A 17,799-nucleotide genomic window follows, 5' to 3' on the forward strand; every position below is an offset into this window, starting at 1 on the left:
CTCGACCATGTGCCAGGCCTCGGTGACGTCGGCCTTTCCTTCGCTGATCTCCTTGCCACACTCCTTGCTGACGATCTCGCCGAGTTCCTCGTGGCGCTCGCGCAGCTCGTGGTAAATATCCCACAGGTACTCCGCGCGATCGATATACGAGAGATCGCGCCACTCCTCGAACGCGTCCTCGGCCGCCTCGAGGGCGGCGTCGACGTCGGCTTCGGTCCCGCGCTGGAACTCCGCCAGCGGTTCCCCCGTCGCCGGGTTCTCGCTCTCGAACGTGTCGGACCCGCTTCCGTCTCTCCACTCGCCGCCGATGTAGTGGCCGTGTACTTGCTCCGTTGTTTGCCGACTCATACCGGGTCGTACGGCGAGCGGAGTGAAAAGCTCTGCTAGTCGGTCACACGAATCGACAGCGCACCGTCAGGTCTGGCCCAGATCGGCCGCCTTCTCGAGTTCGCTGCGGAGCCGCGTCGAATCGAACTCGTGATCGGGACGCAAGCGGACGAAATCGAGAAAGCGACGCGCCAGAAGTAGTTCCGAAGTGTCGTAGACTACCGATGCGGCCCCGACGGCCCGACGGGGGCCGATCCGGGGCTCGAGGACGGCGAGCGCACAGGCGAGATCGTAGGCGGTCGTTTCGGGGACTCGATCTTCGTGGACGCTGGTGGCGTCGATGAAATAGAGGTCGCCGTCACACAGCAGGATGTTTTCGGCTCGGAGATCGCCGTGGGCGAGCCCGTGGTCGTGAAGCGTCGCCAGCATCTCGAACAGGTCGCGTGCTCGGTCGGCGACGACGGCATCGGAGACCGATCCCAAGGTTTCGAACTCGGGGAGGTACTCGAGGACGAGCACACCCAACCCGTTGACTTCGAACGCTTCGATCGGCTTCGGGGCGTTGATCCCGATCTCGCGCATGCGCTGGGTCGCCTCGTACTCGTGTTCGACCATCTCGCGGGGCGTATCGAACCGATCGAAGAACCCTTCGGTCCCCGAGGAGAACGCGCCGACGTTCCGGCCGGTCGTCAAGATCGCGTGGACGAGGGCGTTCTGGCGCGAGACGATCTTGACGAACCACTCGTCGTCGATGACACACGGCGTCGACAGCCAGTTGTCCGCCTCGAGAAACTCCACGCGGACGACCTCGCGGTCGTGTCGGTCCGCCAGCGTGCGGATGACGCGCTCGATGCGTCCCCACTCGACGGTTCCTCGGACGAGCTGGCGGATGTCCATACGGATGACAGAGGGGATTCGGAGTTAAATGCGTCCCGAAGTGTCGCAGCCGGAACGTGTTCCGGTCCGAACGACCGTGTTCCCGTATCGAGCCGCTGTCTCGGGGCCGGAGTCGAATTGGAATCAGAACAGTATCATTTTCAGTATCGGAACAATAGAGCCGGATACGTATGGACGCTATCGACGATCTGAGTGACGCAATCGACGTAACGCGGGAGTTGCTGTTGCCGGTTCGAGCGGGGCTGTGGCTCAAGCTTGCCATCGTCGTCTTCTTCGTCGGCGGCGGGATGGGCAGCGGTTTCCCGTCGGGTAATCCCGGGATGACGTCCGACGGACAGCCGGTCGACGGCGGGATGGACGCGATTTCGGAGGACGTACTGGTTGCCATCGCCGCTGTCGTCGTGGTGTTGCTTCTGATCTGGCTCGTCTTCGGACTCATCGGGGCGGTTCTGGAGTTCGTCTTTATCGAGTCGCTTCGCTCGACGACGGTACACATTCGGCGATATAGCCGAGCTAATCTCGGCCGCGGTCTGCGGCTGTTTTCCTTCCGGCTGGTCGCCGGACTCGCCCTCCTCCTTCTGGTCGGCGGCCCGGCAGTGTTCGCTTTCATGAACGCCGGAAGCTTCGAGGCTGCGCTCGGTCCGCTGCTCCTGATCGCGCTCTTTGCGATCCCGGTCTATGCCGTGTACGCGATCGCAATGCGGTTTACCTCGGAGTTCGTCGCTCCGATCATGTTGCTCGAGGAGCGAGGCGTCCTCGGCTCTTGGAGTCGGTTCTGGTCGACGCTCAAAGCGAACTGGACCGAGTACGCCGTCTACCTGCTTTTGGTCTGGCTCCTCCAGCTCGTGGTTAGCGCGGCCGTTACGTTTCTCGTTCTCATCGGTTCGATCGTCGTCGCGATCCCGTTCGTCATCGTTGGACTGCTCCTGGCGACCCTGGGCGATATCGGCGTCGTCCTCGCGGTCGGCGTCGCGATCGTGGGTTTTCTGACGATCCTGCTTTTCGTCGCGCTCGTTCAGATGCCGATTCGGACGTACTTCCAGTACTACGCCCTGTTGTTGCTCGGGGACACGAACGAGGAACTCGACCTCATTCCGGACCAGCGAGCGGCCGTCCGCGCGGGTGGCCCAGCCACTACGACCGACACCGACTCGCGGTCTTCCGACGAGCGGTGGGGAGGCGACGATCGGTTCGGCGACACGGAAACACGTGACGGCGACCGGGGCGACGAGTGGTCGACGGACGATTCGGACGACAGGGACGACTGGTAACGAACACCCAGTTATCCGGACGCGACCGGGAATCGCCGCCGTGTAACGATTATTTCGGGAGTCGGCAATGCTGGTATCGGTGGTCTGTGGCATAGAGTTTACGCGCTTCCTCCCACCCCTAAAGGGGTGGGCTTCCGCGCTGTACTGCTGTGATCGATCCGCGGGCACGTCGGTTCGGACGGCGACTCGAGATAGAACCCGGCGGGTTCTCGCCGAGCGATTTTCGGACGGAAGGTTATCCGGGTCCTCGATGAACTCGGACGGGACCCATGGTTACACTCGTCGTCGGCCTCGGACTCGTCGTCTTCGGGCTTGTTGGAGTCAGCTACGCCCCGACGATCGTCAAGGCACAGCACCGACACGGAATGGAACCGTTCGAGAACGGGGATGGGATCGACGAATCCGACCGCGTTCGAGTCACGAGAGCGACCGGCGTCGTCGCCGTGCTCGTCGGAACCGTACTCGTCGCGTCCGCGATCGGACTCGTCTGAACGCCGAGGCTGGCGTTGCTCGAGGGGTTAGCTGAGGCTGATTCCGCCGTCGTCGCCGTCGTCACTGCTGTTGGTGGAGCCATCGTCGCCGTCGGACGTGTCCTCGGATTCGCCATCGCTTTCGGACGTGTCCTCGGTGTCGCTTCCGTCGTCGGAGCCGTCACTGCCGTCTTCGTCGGCGCTTTCGGCTCCGCTGTCGTCGCTCGAGCCGTCCCCGTCGACCGTCGGGACCACGCCTTCCATGAGAGTGAGGACGTTCGCTTCCTCTCGGGTCCGGAGGTGCCGGGGGTAGACGCCGATGGTCACGAGCAGGTCGTCGTCGGTCTCGACGGCTTCGGTGACGTGGAGGTCGACATCGACGCTCGTGCCGTTGAACTTCGCGTCGGCCGTAAACCGTGATCGAGTCGTCTCCTGTTCGAGAATAGTGACAGTCTCTTTCTCTTCGAAGTCGATGTTGCCGATGTCGTCGTAGTTGTTCGCGACGAGTTCGACGAGTTCCGTGTCGGACATCTCCTCGACGGGGTTGAAGTTCTGCCCGAGGAGGTCGACCTTCGGCGTCGACAGCACGGTAAACACGGCACCGCGCTGGCGGCCAAGCGGCCCCATATCGACCGCCTTCTCGAGTTCGGTCATGTGGTTCGTAACGACGACCGTCTCGGAAACCGGCCCGACGCCGACGTCCCGTTCGACGACGATCGGTTCGACGTTCGTCCGTTCGTACCCGGTTTCGTCGCGGGCCGCAGGGTCGACGTCCGCGGGGATCGATTCGTGTTCGGCCATGCCGACCAGTCCCAGACACCCCGACAGGCTTGCCAGTCCAGCCGCGCCGAGACCGCCGAGAAGCGTTCTGCGTTTCATCACTGGACCAATCCGATATCAGTTCATAAGTGTTTGTTGACTCCGCGAAACTCTATTTAATTGTTAACATAATGCATTTGAAATGCGAGGATTTAAAAATATGACACGAGGTGAGTGTCGATCGAGTCGTTCCGACGGCAGTCGCTATAGTAGCCACTGCAAGTCACTGAGTCACTGCACACCCGATCGCACGGTCGGCGTGCGATCGGTGTGTCAATCGTTGCAGTTGTTACAGCGGTAGCGAGGCGAAAGCCCACAGCGGTAGCGAGGCGAAAGCCCACCCCTTCAGGGGTGGGATGAAGCCGACAACTGGGAAGCAAACCACGGGTGTCAGCCCGCCCGATATTCCCACGTTTTAATACCATCAGGAATACATTACAGTTGTAACCGTGGTCACGACGACCGTCACCACGACGTTCCACAACCCATCCCGCGACCGCCGCAGGGAGTGGCAACGCGCCACCCACTTGTACCGCGACACCAAGCAATTCTGCATCAATGGGTGGGAATCCAACAGGTTTGGGATGAGCGTGACCACGGCCAGCATCGATAATCCACTCTACTCAGCCATCCAGAACCAGGCCATCCGCGAAGCCAAGTCTGACTACAAGAAGGACGGCATCGTGGAATACCACGCCAGCCAGCCGTTCGCGGTCAACAACCAGAACTGGGAGATTGACCGCACCGAGAACGGTTCCGTTGTCGTTGGGTTCCCCTGTATCTCGGGTTGGTGGTACACGCCTATCGACGTGTACGACGACATAGCCGACGACGTAGCCCGGCTCGTGGACGGTGAAGCCGACAAGTCCCGATTGCAGGTGTACCGCCGAGGAGACGACTGGTTCTGTACGTTCACCGTCGAGTACGACGCCGAGACAGGCGAGGAGACGGCAATCGGCGTGGACATCGGCCACAATCACTTGCTTGCCGCCGACGCCGAAATGGGCGAGTCGATGCTGGTGTCCGGTCGTGAGGCGAAATACGTCCGCCGCAAATATCGTTCCCTACGCGAGTCGCTTCAAGAAGCGGGTGCGCTTCGCGCACGGAACCGCGTGGGTAACAAAGAGGAGCGCCGGATTCGCGATCTCAACCACAAAGCCTCCCGTCGCCTCATCGACTGGGCCAAACAGTTCGAGAATCCCGTGGTAAAAATCGAGGACTTGGAAGGTATCAGAGAGGGAAGCGACTGGCGTGGCGTTCACTCGTGGCACTTCCATCAGTTGCAGGAGTTCATCGTCTACAAGGCCGAGCAAGCCGGGATTCGCGTCGAACAAGTTGACCCGTTCGAGACGAGTCAACGCTGTTCGGCCTGCGGTGCTGAAGGGTCGCGTGACGGCGACTACTTCTCGTGTTCCGACTGCGACCGTGGCCGCCACGCCGACCTGAACGCCGCCGAGAACATCCGTCAACGGGAGGGAGAACCATGCACGGCGTAGCACTTCGGGTGCCGCGACCCGTGCGGCCTCGTGGACTGAACACTCCACCGTCTGCTTCGCAGACGCCCGGCGTGACCGGGGAGGAAGGCCGCTTTGACCCGGCTGTACGCGCTGAAAAGCACGTCCGGGGTCGTAACCGGACGGCGACCGCTGACGCGGGACGCGAAAGCGTACTTCACCGCCGAGGAAACGCGCAACCTGAATACCCCCTTCGGGGAATCCCACCCCTTTAGGGGTGGGAGGAGGTCAAGAAACCGAAAGCGAAACCGAGCCGAAGTCAGGGGAACGTGCCGGCTTCCTCGGCAGCGTCCGCGACTCGCTGGATCGCCACGACGTAGGCCGCAGTCCGCGGGTTCGAGAGGTCGTGCTCCTCGTAGGTCTCGACGAGTGCGTCGAAGGCATCGACGATGATCCCCTCGAGTTCCTCGTTGACCTTCTCCTCGGACCAGTAGAACCGCTGGCGGTTCTGGACCCACTCGAAGTAACTGACCGTCACCCCGCCGGCGTTGGCCAGAATGTCGGGGACGACGAAGACATCCGAGTCCTCGAGGACCCTGTCTGCCTCGGGGGTCAGCGGGCCGTTGGCGGCTTCGGAGATGACGTCCGCTTTCACGTCCTCGGCGAGGTCGCCGTCGATCGCGTTCTCGAGCGCCGCCGGAATCAGCAGGTCGACGTCCATCGTGAGGACGTCCGCGTTCGTGATCTCTTCCGTACTTTCCTCGTATCCGACGACGCTTCCCGTCTCGTTTTTGTGTGCTTTGGCTTCGACCGGATCGAACCCGTCCGGGTTGTAGATCCCGCCGCTCGAGTCGCTGGCGGCGACGACGGTCGCACCCATCTCGTCGATCAGTTTCGCGGCGATCCAGCCGGCGTTGCCGTAACCCTGGACGGCGACGGTCGCCCCGTCGAGGTCCTTCCCGAGGTAGTCAAACGCCTCACGGGCCGCGATGACCGTCGACCGACCGGTCGCCTCGACGCGGCCCGCACTGCCGCCGCTGGCGATGTTCTTCCCGGTGATGACTCCGGGTTCGGTAGTGTTCTCGAGCGTTTCGTAGGTGTCTTTGATCCAGTTCATCTCCCGCTGGCCCGTGTTCACGTCGGGCGCGGGGATGTCCCGGTCTTCGCCGATCAGAGGCCTGAGTTCCGTCGCGAACGCGCGGGTGATCCGCTCGAGTTCGGCCGTCGAGTACTCGTCGGGATCGATGACGATGCCGCCTTTGCCGCCGCCGTAGGGAATGCCGACGGTCGCACATTTGTACACCATCCATCCGGACAGCGCTTTCACTTCGTCGCGAGTGACGCCCGGATGGTACCGGATTCCCCCTTTGTAGGGGCCGCGATCGCCGTTGAACTGCGACCGGAACGCTTTGAACCGCCCGAGGGAGCCGTCGTCGAGTTCGACCGTGAGGTTCGTCTCGAGCACCCGTTCGGGGTGTTTGAGCCGTTCGATCACGTCGTCCCCGATCTCGAGGTGAGCGGCGGCTTCGTCGATCTGTGACTGGAGACTTTCGAATGGATTCGCGCCCTCACTCATACCGACTTCTTTACTCGACTGGAAAATAAACCTAGTGAATGTGTGTCATTTCACCAACTACTTTTCGGGATAGTGACGCTCGGTTAGCCACCGCTACCGCTTCCCTCATCACCGGATGCGCCACGGTTGTCAGCGGCGGCGGCACGCGAACGGATCCGTTCGGCCTGCGCGATCAACGGCGCGTCGATCATCTCGCCGTCGACTTCGAAGACGCCCGCCCCCTCGGCCTCGCGTCTGGCCGCGAGAACCCTGTCGGCCCACTCGAGTTCCTCGTCCGACGGCGTGAACGCATCGTTGATCGGGCCGACCTGTGCGGGATGGATCGCCAGTTTGCCGTCGTACCCGAGCTGGACGGAAAACGCGGCGTCCTCGCGCAGTCGAGAGTCGTCCTCGAAGTCAGTCACGAGGGTGTCGATAGCCGTGCAGTCGTGGGCTGCCGCCGCGAGGACGACGCGCTCGCGTGCGTACAGGACTTCAGTCCCGTCGGCGGTCCGGGTTGCGCCGATGTCAGCCGAGAGGTCTTCGGCCCCGAACACGAGCGCGTCCGTCGCGGGAACGGCGGCGATCTCGGGCGCGGCGAGCACGCCGGCGGCGTTCTCGATTAGCGCGAAGATCGGAAACGAGACGTCGTAGCTCCGGAGTTCGTCCGCAAGCGCCCGCACGTCTTCGGGCGAGTCGACTTTCGGCCGCATCACGCTATCGAGACGACGATCGGCGTCGGATCCGGCCGTCCTATCGCCGGCCGCGAGCAGCGCCTCGAGATCGGCTTCCAGTTCCGTCGGCGACGCGTTGACCCGGACGCAGACTTCACAGTCCGGATCGAAATCGGGGTCGGCGAGAACGGACCGGACTGCCTCGCGCGCATCGGCCGTCCGCTGTGGCGAAACGGCATCCTCGAGGTCGAACACGATCACGTCCGCGCCCGACTCGGTTGCCTTCCGACACATCTCGGGGCGATCACCCGGGGTGAACATGACGCTCCTGCGAACCATACGCTGTGTCTTCGGCCCACGATCAAAGTGATACTGGTGTCAGTGACCGATAACGTGACCGGCCTCGCCCGCCATCGATGTGATGGTGTAACGGACACCCCTCGTTCAGAGTGAAAAGCGATCGATATCGTCGGTTGATCGGGCGTCGTGCCGCTCGATCGGATCGCGGATAACGAACCGGTAGAGACGTCACGGGGGAGACGGTGAAGGAACGGCGGTTGTCTCTGACGTTCCGGTTTGGCGTCGTGATCCAACCGACGACGGTGGACCACGGTTCGGTCCCCGAGGCCCCCCGTTCAGAGTGAAAGAAGCGTGAGACACCACTGTCGGTTCCACCGTCCGATCCGTTTTCACTCTGAACGAGGGGTGCGGTCGGAGGATACTGCCCGGAACGTACGGCCTTCGGAGGTGGTAACGAACGGAGACACCCCTCGCTCAGAGTGAAAACCGTCACCGATCTGGCCGGGGAACTGGTGCTGTGATACCCTCGGCGTTCGATGCGCTGACCGCTGCTACCGACGGTGCGAGCGACGAAGTTGGCGGTTCGAATGTGTGAATCACCCCCACATTGGTCACGAGCGGCTGACCGGTCGGGGCTTGGCCAAGCAAGTATTTCCTAATCCATAAAATATAATACTACCATTCTAGGTGAACTAGAAGAAGAAACAGACCGTTCCCGCCGTTTTTGGTCGCTCCATCGTTTGAGAGCTAGCTTTCGGAGCACGCGGACGGTTTCACTCGGCTATCGCGGGACGCGTTCCGCTCCTGCGTTTCACTCTGAACGAGGGGGGTGGGTCCGAACGGAACCGTTGACCGCTCGGTACTGGTCGCCGGTATTCTCGAGTAAGAGCATCGGACCCGAAGACGGGCGGCACGCGGGATTCAGTCTGCATCGGGGGAGGGCGATCGAGCGGAAACGGCTGGAACGCTGTCTATCACAACGTCTCTCCGTGCGTTATCAGTCTGAACTACCTTCCATAGTTTTATTAGGTCCGTCTCCAAGAACGGAGACATGGCTGAACAGGCTGGGGACCCGCTTTTCCAATCTCACGATCCGATTTTCAATCGGAAGGAACTCCTCCACGTCGGTCACGTCCCCGATGAAGATCGGATCGTCGGGCGGGACGACGAGATCCAATCGGTCGCTGCGGAAGTCGGTGCGATCACGCGCGGGGATCCGCCGAACAACGTCATGATCTACGGCAAGACCGGAACCGGAAAGAGTCTCATCTCCAGACACGTTGCGACTCGAGCGCAGGATGCCGCGCGGAACAACGATATCGACTGTGGCGTCCTCTATGTCGACTGTTCGGAAGCGAACACGGAAACGCGAGCGACGCGCCAGTTAGCGCTCAGTCTCAAGGAACAGACCGGCTACCAGCAGAACATCCCGCTCCGGGGCGTGGGGACCATGGAGTACTATCAGCACATCTGGCGGATTCTCGAGGGGTTTTTCGACGCGATCATCGTCATCCTCGACGAGATCGACAAACTGGACAACAGCAACATCCTGATGCAACTCTCCCGGGCGCGTGAGGCCCAGAAGACGGACGCGTACATCGGCGTCATCGGCATCAGTAACAAGGTCAAGTACCGGGAGACGCTCGACGAGCGCATCGACAGTAGTTTCGGCCACCGCGAACTGTTCTTCCATCCCTACGATGCCTCACAGCTTCGCGAGATCATGCGCAACCGAGAGGACGCCTTCCAGCCGAATGTCCTCGAGGACGGGACGATCGAGCTCTGTGCGGCGCTCGCCGCGAAGAAACACGGCGACGCCAGAAAGGCGATCGAGATCCTCAAGGAGGCCGGCGAACTCGCCCGGCGTACCGGTTCGGAGACGGTGTCGGAACAACACATCCAACAGGCTCAGGAAGTCGCGGAGATCAACCGGATCGAGGAGCTTACCAGCGGTGCGACCGTCCACGCGAAACTCGCGCTGTACGCGCTCGCAAGCCGTATCATCACCGGGGATCGCGAGACCCACAAGACGCGGGAGATCTACGAGCGGTACGTCGGGATCTGTGAGATGGTCGCCACCGACCCGATCACCGAGAACGGGCTCTATCGACAGCTCAAAGAACAGGCGTTTCTCGGCGTGATAGAGTCGGAAAAGACCGGCGGCGGCCGTTCGCAGGGAAGCTATCTGTTACACCGGCTCGTTACCGATCCGAAACACATCATCAAGGCAGTTCGGCGGGATTCCTCGCTCGAGGACCTCCCGGCGTACGATCGACTCGCCGACGGCGGCAGCGAGACGCGAGATCGCGACGTGGAACTCTCGTCCTTTTCGTAACACTGCGGTCCGGTTCGCTCGAACGCAGTCGCTCGGCGACGCGAGCAGTACGTTCGAAAACTGTGGATCGGTGACCCGAGACGAGGCGTGACTCACCGGCGTTTCAGTCTGAACGAGGGGTGGGACCGCCCCCAAACCCCCGACTACGGCTCCCGATTACGGCCAGAGGCCGCGTGCCTCGTGGGCTTCGGCGATCCGCTCGAGCGCCACGATGTACGTCGCGTCGCGCCAGGTTACGTCCCGCATATCGTACTGTTCGCAGACGGCGTTCCAGGCGTTGAGCATCTCGGTCTCGAGTTCCTCGTTGACGCGTTCGAGACACCACGAGCGGCGGTTGATGTCCTGGAGCCACTCGAAGTAACTGACCGTCACCCCGCCGGCGTTTGCGAGAATGTCGGGGATAACCGGAATGTCGCGTTCCTCGAAGATCTGGTCGGCGGTCGACGTGGTCGGCCCGTTCGCCCCTTCGACGATCATCTCGGCGTTTACCTCCCGGGCGTTCTCGCCGGTCAGGACGTTCCCGATGGCGGCCGGAATGAGCACGTCGACGTCGAGTTCGAGGAGTTCCTCGTTCGTGAGCGACTGGGGCGCGTCGTATCCCGAGACCATTCCCGGCGTCTCGTCGTGATCCTCGACGTCGTTCGTGTCGAGACCGTCGGGGTCGTAGATCGCGCCGTTGACGTCCGAAACGGCGACGACGGAGGCACCGAGATCGTCGAGGTAGCGCGCCGCGTTGGCGCCGACGCTGCCGAATCCCTGGACGGCGACGGTGGTGTCCTCGACGTCCCAGTCGTAGTAGTCGATCGCTTCCCGCGTGATGATCCCGACGCTGCGGCCGGGCGCTTTTTCACGGCCGTAGGAACCGCCGACGATCGGCGGCTTGCCCGTGACGACGCCGGGTTCGGTCTCGCCTTCCTGCATCGAGTAGGCGTCCATGAACCACGCCATCGTCTGCGGGTCGGTTCCCATGTCCGGCGCGGGAATGTCCTTCATCGGGCCGATGACGGGGCGAAGCTCCTCCGCGAACCGACGGGTGAGCCGCTCTTTCTCGGTCCCGCTGAGTTCCTTGGGATCGACGACGACGCCGCCTTTCGCCCCGCCGAAGGGCAGGTCCATTACGGCACACTTCCAGGTCATCCACATCGAGAGCCCGACACACTCCTCTTCGGTCACGCCGGGGTGATACCGAAGCCCGCCCTTGTACGGACCGCGGACGCTATCGTGGTGGGCACGGTATCCCGTGAACATCTCCCGCGTTCCGTCGTCTCGCTCGAGCGGAATCGTCACCCGATAGACGCTCGTCGGATGACGCAGCCGTTCGACGATCCCCTCGTCGACATCGAGATGGGCGGCCGCGCGCTCGAGTTGGCGACGGGCTGTTTCGACGGCACTTTCCTCTTCTTTCGGTTCCGAGATGGATTCGGCTGCTGTCATAGTAGGGCCGTAGTTGTCCCGCTCCGAACTGACGGGCACTGCTCCCATCCGGGACGTCGGTCCGTACAGTGACCGTCACGCGGGTACAGGTGAGGACGTTTCCGACCGACAGTCATAACCCTTGCCACTCTCCCCGGGTACGTGCAATATTTGCACGGTCGCCGTTCACGGTCATGACCCGTCTTTCGACGGGATGGTCGGTCGGTGTGGGTTGCCCCCCGTGGCTGTTTATGGCTCGTCGTGGTCGCTTCTCGCGTGATGATCGAGAGCATCAATCCGGCGACCGACGAAGTCATCGATACCTTCGACGAGTCCTCGAGCGAGGACCGAGACGAGCACCTCGAACGAGCAGCCGAAACCGCGACGGAGTGGCGTGAGACGTCGATCGAGACGCGCCAGCGGTTACTGGCTCGGGCGGCCGATGTCCTCCGGGAAAACAGCGGGGAGTACGCACGCCTGATGACAAGGGAAATGGGGAAGCCGATCGATCAGGCCCGCAGCGAGGTCGAAAAGTGCGCGTGGCTCTGTGACTACTACGCCGAACACGCCGCCGACCACCTGCAGGACGAGGTCGTCGCCGGCGAGGCGAACGCCCGAACGCTGGTCACCTACCAGCCGCTCGGACCGATCCTCGCGATCATGCCGTGGAACTTCCCGTTCTGGCAGGTGTTCCGGTTTGCCGCCCCGAACCTCACCGCCGGCAACGTCGGCCTGTTGAAACACGCGTCGAACGTCCCCGGCTGCGCTCGCGCCATCGAGGACGTGTTCCGCGAAGCGGGCTATCCGGACGGCGTCTTCGCCACGCTCCTGATCGGGTCCGACGAGATCGACGCCGTGATCGAGGACGATCGCGTCGCGGGCGTGACCCTCACCGGAAGCGACGGCGCGGGACGGGCGGTCGCCGAGACCGCCGGAAGCGAACTCAAAAAGACCGTCCTCGAACTCGGCGGGAGCGATCCGTTCGTCGTCCTCGAGGACGCGCCGATGGACGAAACCGTCGAGACGGCGGTTCGGGCCCGCCTCATCAACAACGGGCAGTCCTGTATCGCCGCCAAGCGATTCATCGTCGTCGATGCCGTCTACGACGAGTTCGTCGATCGGTTCGTCGAGGAGATGGATGCCCAAACCGTCGGCGATCCGCTGGACGAAGACACCGACGTCGGGCCACAGGCCCGCACGGACCTGCTGGAACAGCTCCACGAGCAGGTTGCGGAGACGATCGACCGGGGTGGGGAGATCCGCCTCGGCGGTGAGCCGATGGACCGCGAGGGAGCCTTTTACCCGCCGACGGTGATCACGGACGTTCCCGAGAACGCGCCCGCGGATCGGGAGGAGCTGTTCGGCCCCGTGGCGACGGTCTTTCGCGTCCCCGACGAGGCGGCCGCGATCGAGAAGGCAAACGACACCCGGTTCGGGCTCGGCGCGAGCGTCTGGACCGACGACCTCGAGCGCGGCGAACGGATCGCCCGCGAGTTCGAATCGGGGCTTGCGTTCGTGAACGAACTCGTCAAATCCGACCCGCGGCTGCCGTTCGGCGGCGTAAAGGACTCGGGGTACGGTCGCGAACTCGCTCGCGAGGGCATTCGGGAGTTCGTGAACACGAAAACGATCTGGGTACAGCAGGACGCCGGCGAGGAGACCGAACTGGTCGAGTAACCCTAGGGAGACGTTTCCGGCGGCGTCTCCCCGCCTTCGATCCCGAGCGGATGGAGTGTTTCCGTTTCGTCGACGACGCCGATAGCACGGTGGCCGCGTGGTTCGGCGAGCGGTGCTTCGGGCACGCGTTCGGAAATCCCGAATTTGTTTATATATAATATAATTAGTTTGCCTAATAATTGCTGGAAAATAGTTCGAGGAATCCGACTGATCGTCGTTTAACATATATTCTCGAATATTCCGTCTGTTCCGCCGAACACGGTAGCTATCGGCCTGTAATAAAAGACAGTTCAACGATACGAATACGCGATCGAGACGGAGAGAAACTGATACTCAGTTCAGAAAACACGAGAAAAATACAAACGTTATTAAATTAGAATGGGAGAGGTGTGACCGATGACCGACCAGACGACACCCCCGACTGCAGCCGACCTCGAGTGGCTCTCGCTGGACGACGGCGAGGAGATCATCTGGGCGGGTGGCCCGGATCGACGAACGCTCGTGCCGACCGTTCTCGTCGGGCTTCCGCTCGCGATCGTCCTGATCGGGATCGTCATCATCGTCAGCGAGTACCTCCGGGTGACGAACATCGAGTACGTCGTGACGAACCGTGGCCTCTATCGGAAAAGCGGCGTCCTCTCGCGGGACGTCAAGCGGATCGAACACGAGAAGGTCCAGGACATCTCCTACTCCCAGTCGGCCCTCGGGAACCACTTCGGCTACGGAACGGTCGAGGTCAGCACCGCGGGCGGTGCCGGCGTCGAACTGTCGTTCAAATCGGTGCCGGACCCAAGCGGCGTGCAACACCTGATAAGCGAACAGCTCAAACGCGACCGCGGTCCCGGCGGGGACGGCGACGGACGGCCGACCGACGAGGTGCTCGCGGACATCCTCGCGGAACTGCGCGCGATTCGGCAGTCGCTCGAGGAGCGGCCACAGCAACGGCGCTCCGAAGCCGGGAGTGACGGAACCGCCTTCGAATGGACGGGCGGCGACGGGAACGCGGACGACGAACCGCGGTCGCCTCGATCATGACCGACGGCAACCGAACGACCGCCGATCCGGAACCCGGTTCCGAGTCGATCGAGTGGCTCTCGCTCGCCGCCGACGAGACGGTCGACTGGCGCGGGGGACCGCGGATCCAGACCGTCTACCCGTGGGTCGGCCTGAGCATCGTCGGCACGGTCGCGGTCCTCGCCGCCGTCGCGCTCGAGGTCGTCTCGTTGCTCGCTCTCCTCTGGCTCCCGGTCTTCGTCGCGCCGGCGCTCTGGCAGTACGCTCGCGTGACGCGGACGGTGTTTCTCGTGACGACCCATCGGGTCGCCGTCAGAAGCGGCGTGTTCGGGGTCACCGTCCGAACCGCCGGACTCGATCGTATCCAGAACACGTCGGTCGTCCAAGAGCCGATCGGTCGGCTGGTCGGCTACGGAACCGTTACGATCGATCCGGCCGGGGGTCCGGAGTTCGAGTTCTGGAACGTCGACGATCCCGCATCGGTGCTGTCGGAACTCGAGTCCCGCCGCGAGCACGCTAGTTCGAGCGGCGTCCCCGGCTCCGCCGACCGGTGGGAGGCGGTTCTCGAGGAGGTTCGGGGCTGGCGGCGAGCGGTCGAACGGGAGCGGTGACGTAGTATGTGGGGGTGTTTCCATCCCTCCGGTACGAATTTTGGACGGCCGCTCGAGGCGTGAGCCATGGGTGATCTCGTTCCAGCGGTTATCGAGACCGACCGGCTCCGACTCGAGGCGATCGGCTCGGAGACGGTCGACGTTCGCGAACTGTACGCGATCTGTTCGGCGGACCCGGAGATCGAGACGATCACCGAGTATCTGACCTGGGCCCCCCATCGGACGCCGAAGGAGACCCTCGAGTTCGTCGACCACGTCACGGAGCAGTACGAGTCCGACGACGGCGCGTCGTACCTGATCCGCCCGCGCGACGGGGCGGGCGACAGCGACGAAATCGCCGGCGTCGCCGGCTTCGGCATCGACTGGGAGACGCGAACGATGACGATCGGCATCTGGCTGCGCAAGCGGTTCTGGGGCCGGGGCTACTCCGGCGAGCGAGCCGCGGCGTTCGTCGAACTCGCGTTCGAACCGCGCCATCCGGAAGTACGTCGATGCCTACGGCGGCAGCCGCGACGGCCGGTTCCGAAACTGGGAGCGACAGAACGGCGAACCGGTCGACTGCTACCGGTACAGCATTTCGAAGGCCGAGTGGGAGACGGCGTCGACGGACGCGACCGTCCGGTTTCGACCGGACGAATCGTAGTTCGTGCTCCGCCGGCGACGTCGCCGCTCGTGAGCCGCCGCCGATATGAGTCCCGAACGCCGCTCAACTGACCGCCGAAATCGTGGCGACGTTGAAGCAGACGGCGACCGTCCACGGAAGCGCCAATCCGAGGGGGATGATCGGTCGACTCGCTTTAGGGAGCAACGGTCGACAGACGAGCCCGATCCCCACCGCGACCGCTTTGAGCGCGATCATTCCCGCGAGTCCGTACCCCTCGAGTGCGCCGCGAGCGACGGGGTTCGATTCGGCAAGCCCCAGCCGCAATCCCACGACTGTCGTCACGATATCGGCAACGAGTGATACTCCCACGAGCGCCCAGCCCAGCCGCTCGAGGTCCGTCGGGGTGACGTCGACGGGCAACCGTCGATACTGGTATGTACCGTTTGAACGCATAGCCTCCCTGCCGGAATCGAACCGGCTACGAACCACCGGGAGTGGGCCGTGCCACACGCAGCGGTTCCAGTAGTCGCAGTATTGTTATCGGCCGCACAGCCGCGGTTCCACGCCCGGTAGGCAGTGAATACGAGTTCCCGTTCGGTGAGGCCGGTGTCACTCGGTGTGTCTTCGCCGTCTCCGATCGGGAGCCGCGGAACGGACGGGCGCAATTCGCAGTCGTCGCTCGAGTCGGATCCCTCGTGGCCGATCGAATAGCGACCGCCTACGCGACGGTAACAGGTGCTTTCGCGGGGTCATGGTCGACGCACAGAGGGGAAAGAGAGAGGAAGAGAGCGGTTCGCGCCGGATCGATCACCACTGACCGTCCGAAGTCGCCACGAGCAGGCGGAGTGAGGAGGATCGCGTGTCGGGGAACTGGCGCGAACCGTCACAGGGGATGTGTCGTTGCCTCCGTGGTCACCAGCACGGAGACAATGTATCGTGTGCGGCGGGTACACACGAACGCTCGGATTCAGTCGTTCAGCTATTATATCGCTGCCGCTGTCACCGCTCGTCGCTCGAAGTACCGCCGGCGTCGATTCGAGACGCAATCAGGCATGGATACGTTCGTCGTCCCCAAAGCAATTGCAAGCACAATCACTATCCTCGATTTCGTCATGCCTTTCGATAGCTTCCGAACGACCCCCTGTACGTGAATATTAGCTTTAGCACGACGGGAGGGAGCGGACAACAGTACCGAAACCGATCCAATGGCAGGAAACAGCAACGAGGGACTGGTCCACCGGCTTGCGACCATCCGCGACCGACTCGAGGCGGGGATGGATCGGCGCGAGTTCCTCCGGACCCTCGTTACTGGCGGGTACGCGATCGGACTCGCTCACGTGCTCGGCGTCGAGGACTTTCTCGGGGCTGACGACGGGGAGGTTCCCATCGTCACCGCCCTGGTCAGGGACGATCCGGCCGATCCGTTTTCCCTCGTGGAACGGACGCGGTACGTTCCGGCCGAGTGGTACGCCGCGATCACGAAAGCGTTCGAGTTGAACGAGTTGCTAGCCCGGGTTGGGTTTACCGGCTATCTCGGGAGCGCGGTCGTCCCCGGCGACTACGGAAGCGAGACGGCGGCCGTCTCGATCGGGATGTCGGGCAATCGGCAGTCGGTGCGCGAGATGCTCGACCAGCTCGTCGACGGGATTTCGTTCGACGTAGAGACGATCATCGACATCGACGACGTCGAGGACGGGTTCGACTCGCTCGAGCCCCGCGTGATCGAGCGCGCCAGTTCCGGCGGCGTCCCGAGCGGCGTCGCCTGTGAGACGCCGACGAGTATGGCGACGCTGGGCCCGGCACTGTACCATCCCGACGGGGAGCGGTCGTTTTTCGTAACCGCCGAACACGCGTTCGAGGACGTCCCGAATCCGAGAGGGGCACGGCTCTCGCTGCCGGTCGAAGGTGGCGAGCCGGTCGACCTCGGGACCGTTGCAGACGTGTATCCGATCGAAGACGTCGTTGCGGTCGAACCCGACGGTGACGTCCCCCCGACGAGCGCGATCGACGCGCCGTCACCACTCCGCGTTCGCGGCCAGTATACCAGACTGGGGCTGGCCGACCTCGCCGCACGCGACGAGGAACTCGAGAAGGTGGGTGCCATGACCGGCTACACGTCCGGGCGAATTCAGGGCGTCGACGCGGTCACGTGTTTCACCGACGACTTCTGTCGCCGGGGACAGCTTCGATGGGGTGGGGAGATGGACCTGACCGACGGCGACAGCGGCTCGGTAAGTTTCCACCACGATCCACGCGGCGCGGACGGAGACGTGCTGATCGCGGGGTTCAACAACGCTCGTACCTGGTGGCCGGGACAGAGCTACGTCTGGGGCGTAAGCGCGTACCGATTGACCGAACGCCACGGCTATCACTTCTGA

The 17,799-nt window shown here is 63.1% G+C and carries 16 protein-coding genes and 1 pseudogene; 9 read left to right on the forward strand and 8 right to left on the reverse strand.

What is annotated here, in order from left to right; genetic code table 11:
• Nucleotides 1-348 (reverse strand): aldehyde dehydrogenase family protein (locus TX80_RS18640; RefSeq protein ID WP_154658629.1); only part of this gene is annotated, 348 nt, incomplete at its 3' end.
• 66 nt (nt 349-414) lie between these two features.
• The gene (locus TX80_RS10705) at nt 415-1,224 is read right to left on the reverse strand and encodes an RIO1 family regulatory kinase/ATPase domain-containing protein (RefSeq protein WP_049923082.1); all 810 of its coding nucleotides are present in this window, start codon (nt 1,222-1,224) and stop codon (nt 415-417) included.
• Nucleotides 1,225-1,394: 170 nt separating this feature from the next.
• Between TX80_RS10705 and TX80_RS10710 the strand changes: the two genes are divergently transcribed.
• Both TX80_RS10710 and TX80_RS10715 read left to right on the forward strand, forming a co-directional pair.
• Nucleotides 1,395-2,495 (forward strand): DUF7544 domain-containing protein, encoded by a 1,101-nt coding sequence (locus tag TX80_RS10710; protein WP_049923083.1) that lies wholly within the window; start codon nt 1,395-1,397, stop codon nt 2,493-2,495.
• Between the two features lie 269 nt (nt 2,496-2,764).
• Complete coding sequence (locus tag TX80_RS10715; RefSeq protein ID WP_049923084.1) at nt 2,765-2,986, forward strand: hypothetical protein; 222 nt, start codon at nt 2,765-2,767, stop codon at nt 2,984-2,986.
• A 27-nt stretch (nt 2,987-3,013) separates the two neighbouring features.
• Here TX80_RS10715 and TX80_RS10720 read toward each other — a convergent pair whose 3' ends face one another.
• A complete protein-coding gene (locus TX80_RS10720; RefSeq protein WP_049923085.1) occupies nt 3,014-3,844 on the reverse strand; it encodes a DUF6517 family protein in 831 nt (276 codons plus the stop codon).
• Between the two features lie 389 nt (nt 3,845-4,233).
• On the opposite strand from TX80_RS10720, the gene TX80_RS10725 reads away from it, so the two are divergent.
• On the forward strand, nt 4,234-5,280 hold the full coding sequence (locus tag TX80_RS10725) for an RNA-guided endonuclease TnpB family protein (protein ID WP_049923086.1): 1,047 nt from the start codon (nt 4,234-4,236) through the stop codon (nt 5,278-5,280).
• Between the two features lie 277 nt (nt 5,281-5,557).
• Here TX80_RS10725 and TX80_RS10730 read toward each other — a convergent pair whose 3' ends face one another.
• Both TX80_RS10730 and TX80_RS10735 read right to left on the reverse strand, forming a co-directional pair.
• Nucleotides 5,558-6,814, reverse strand: coding sequence for a Glu/Leu/Phe/Val family dehydrogenase (locus tag TX80_RS10730; RefSeq protein ID WP_049923087.1), 1,257 nt, complete (start codon nt 6,812-6,814; stop codon nt 5,558-5,560).
• Between the two features lie 83 nt (nt 6,815-6,897).
• Complete coding sequence (locus TX80_RS10735) at nt 6,898-7,806, reverse strand: HpcH/HpaI aldolase/citrate lyase family protein (RefSeq protein ID WP_049923088.1); 909 nt, start codon at nt 7,804-7,806, stop codon at nt 6,898-6,900.
• 1,012 nt (nt 7,807-8,818) lie between these two features.
• Here TX80_RS10735 and TX80_RS10740 point away from each other — a divergent pair.
• On the forward strand, nt 8,819-10,102 hold the full coding sequence (locus TX80_RS10740) for a Cdc6/Cdc18 family protein (protein WP_049923089.1): 1,284 nt from the start codon (nt 8,819-8,821) through the stop codon (nt 10,100-10,102).
• Between the two features lie 156 nt (nt 10,103-10,258).
• On the opposite strand, the gene gdhB is transcribed toward TX80_RS10740, so the two are convergent.
• A complete protein-coding gene (gdhB, locus tag TX80_RS10745) occupies nt 10,259-11,536 on the reverse strand; it encodes a glutamate dehydrogenase GdhB (protein ID WP_049923090.1) in 1,278 nt (425 codons plus the stop codon).
• A 255-nt stretch (nt 11,537-11,791) separates the two neighbouring features.
• Here gdhB and TX80_RS10750 point away from each other — a divergent pair, with 255 nt between their 5' ends.
• The gene (locus tag TX80_RS10750) at nt 11,792-13,192 is read left to right on the forward strand and encodes an NAD-dependent succinate-semialdehyde dehydrogenase (protein ID WP_049923091.1); all 1,401 of its coding nucleotides are present in this window, start codon (nt 11,792-11,794) and stop codon (nt 13,190-13,192) included.
• A gap of 2 nt (nt 13,193-13,194) precedes the next feature.
• Here TX80_RS10750 and TX80_RS19975 read toward each other — a convergent pair whose 3' ends face one another.
• Nucleotides 13,195-13,317: a hypothetical protein gene (locus TX80_RS19975; protein ID WP_268258139.1), complete on the reverse strand. Its 123-nt coding sequence runs from the start codon at nt 13,315-13,317 to the stop codon at nt 13,195-13,197.
• Nucleotides 13,318-13,588: 271 nt separating this feature from the next.
• On the opposite strand from TX80_RS19975, the gene TX80_RS10755 reads away from it, so the two are divergent.
• The 3 genes and pseudogenes from TX80_RS10755 (at nt 13,589) to TX80_RS10765 (ending at nt 15,460) form a co-directional block, all read left to right on the forward strand.
• Nucleotides 13,589-14,227 carry a PH domain-containing protein gene (locus tag TX80_RS10755; RefSeq protein WP_081661547.1) on the forward strand — a complete coding sequence of 213 codons (639 nt, stop codon included), beginning with the start codon at nt 13,589-13,591 and terminating at the stop codon, nt 14,225-14,227.
• Nucleotides 14,173-14,817, forward strand: a complete 645-nt coding sequence (locus TX80_RS10760; RefSeq protein ID WP_230198711.1) for a PH domain-containing protein — start codon at nt 14,173-14,175, stop codon at nt 14,815-14,817. The genes TX80_RS10755 and TX80_RS10760 overlap by 55 nt, the downstream gene beginning before the upstream one ends.
• A 66-nt stretch (nt 14,818-14,883) precedes the next feature.
• Nucleotides 14,884-15,460 (forward strand): annotated as a pseudogene (locus TX80_RS10765) (GNAT family N-acetyltransferase).
• A 63-nt stretch (nt 15,461-15,523) separates the two neighbouring features.
• Here the strand turns inward: TX80_RS10765 and TX80_RS10770 are convergent.
• Nucleotides 15,524-15,874: a DUF5658 family protein gene (locus TX80_RS10770; protein WP_049923092.1), complete on the reverse strand. Its 351-nt coding sequence runs from the start codon at nt 15,872-15,874 to the stop codon at nt 15,524-15,526.
• A gap of 752 nt (nt 15,875-16,626) precedes the next feature.
• Between TX80_RS10770 and TX80_RS10775 the strand changes: the two genes are divergently transcribed.
• On the forward strand, nt 16,627-17,799 hold the full coding sequence (locus TX80_RS10775; RefSeq protein ID WP_049923093.1) for a hypothetical protein: 1,173 nt from the start codon (nt 16,627-16,629) through the stop codon (nt 17,797-17,799).

It is taken from the genome of Halopiger djelfimassiliensis, assembly GCF_000455365.1.
GTDB lineage: Archaea > Halobacteriota > Halobacteria > Halobacteriales > Natrialbaceae > Halopiger_B > Halopiger_B djelfimassiliensis.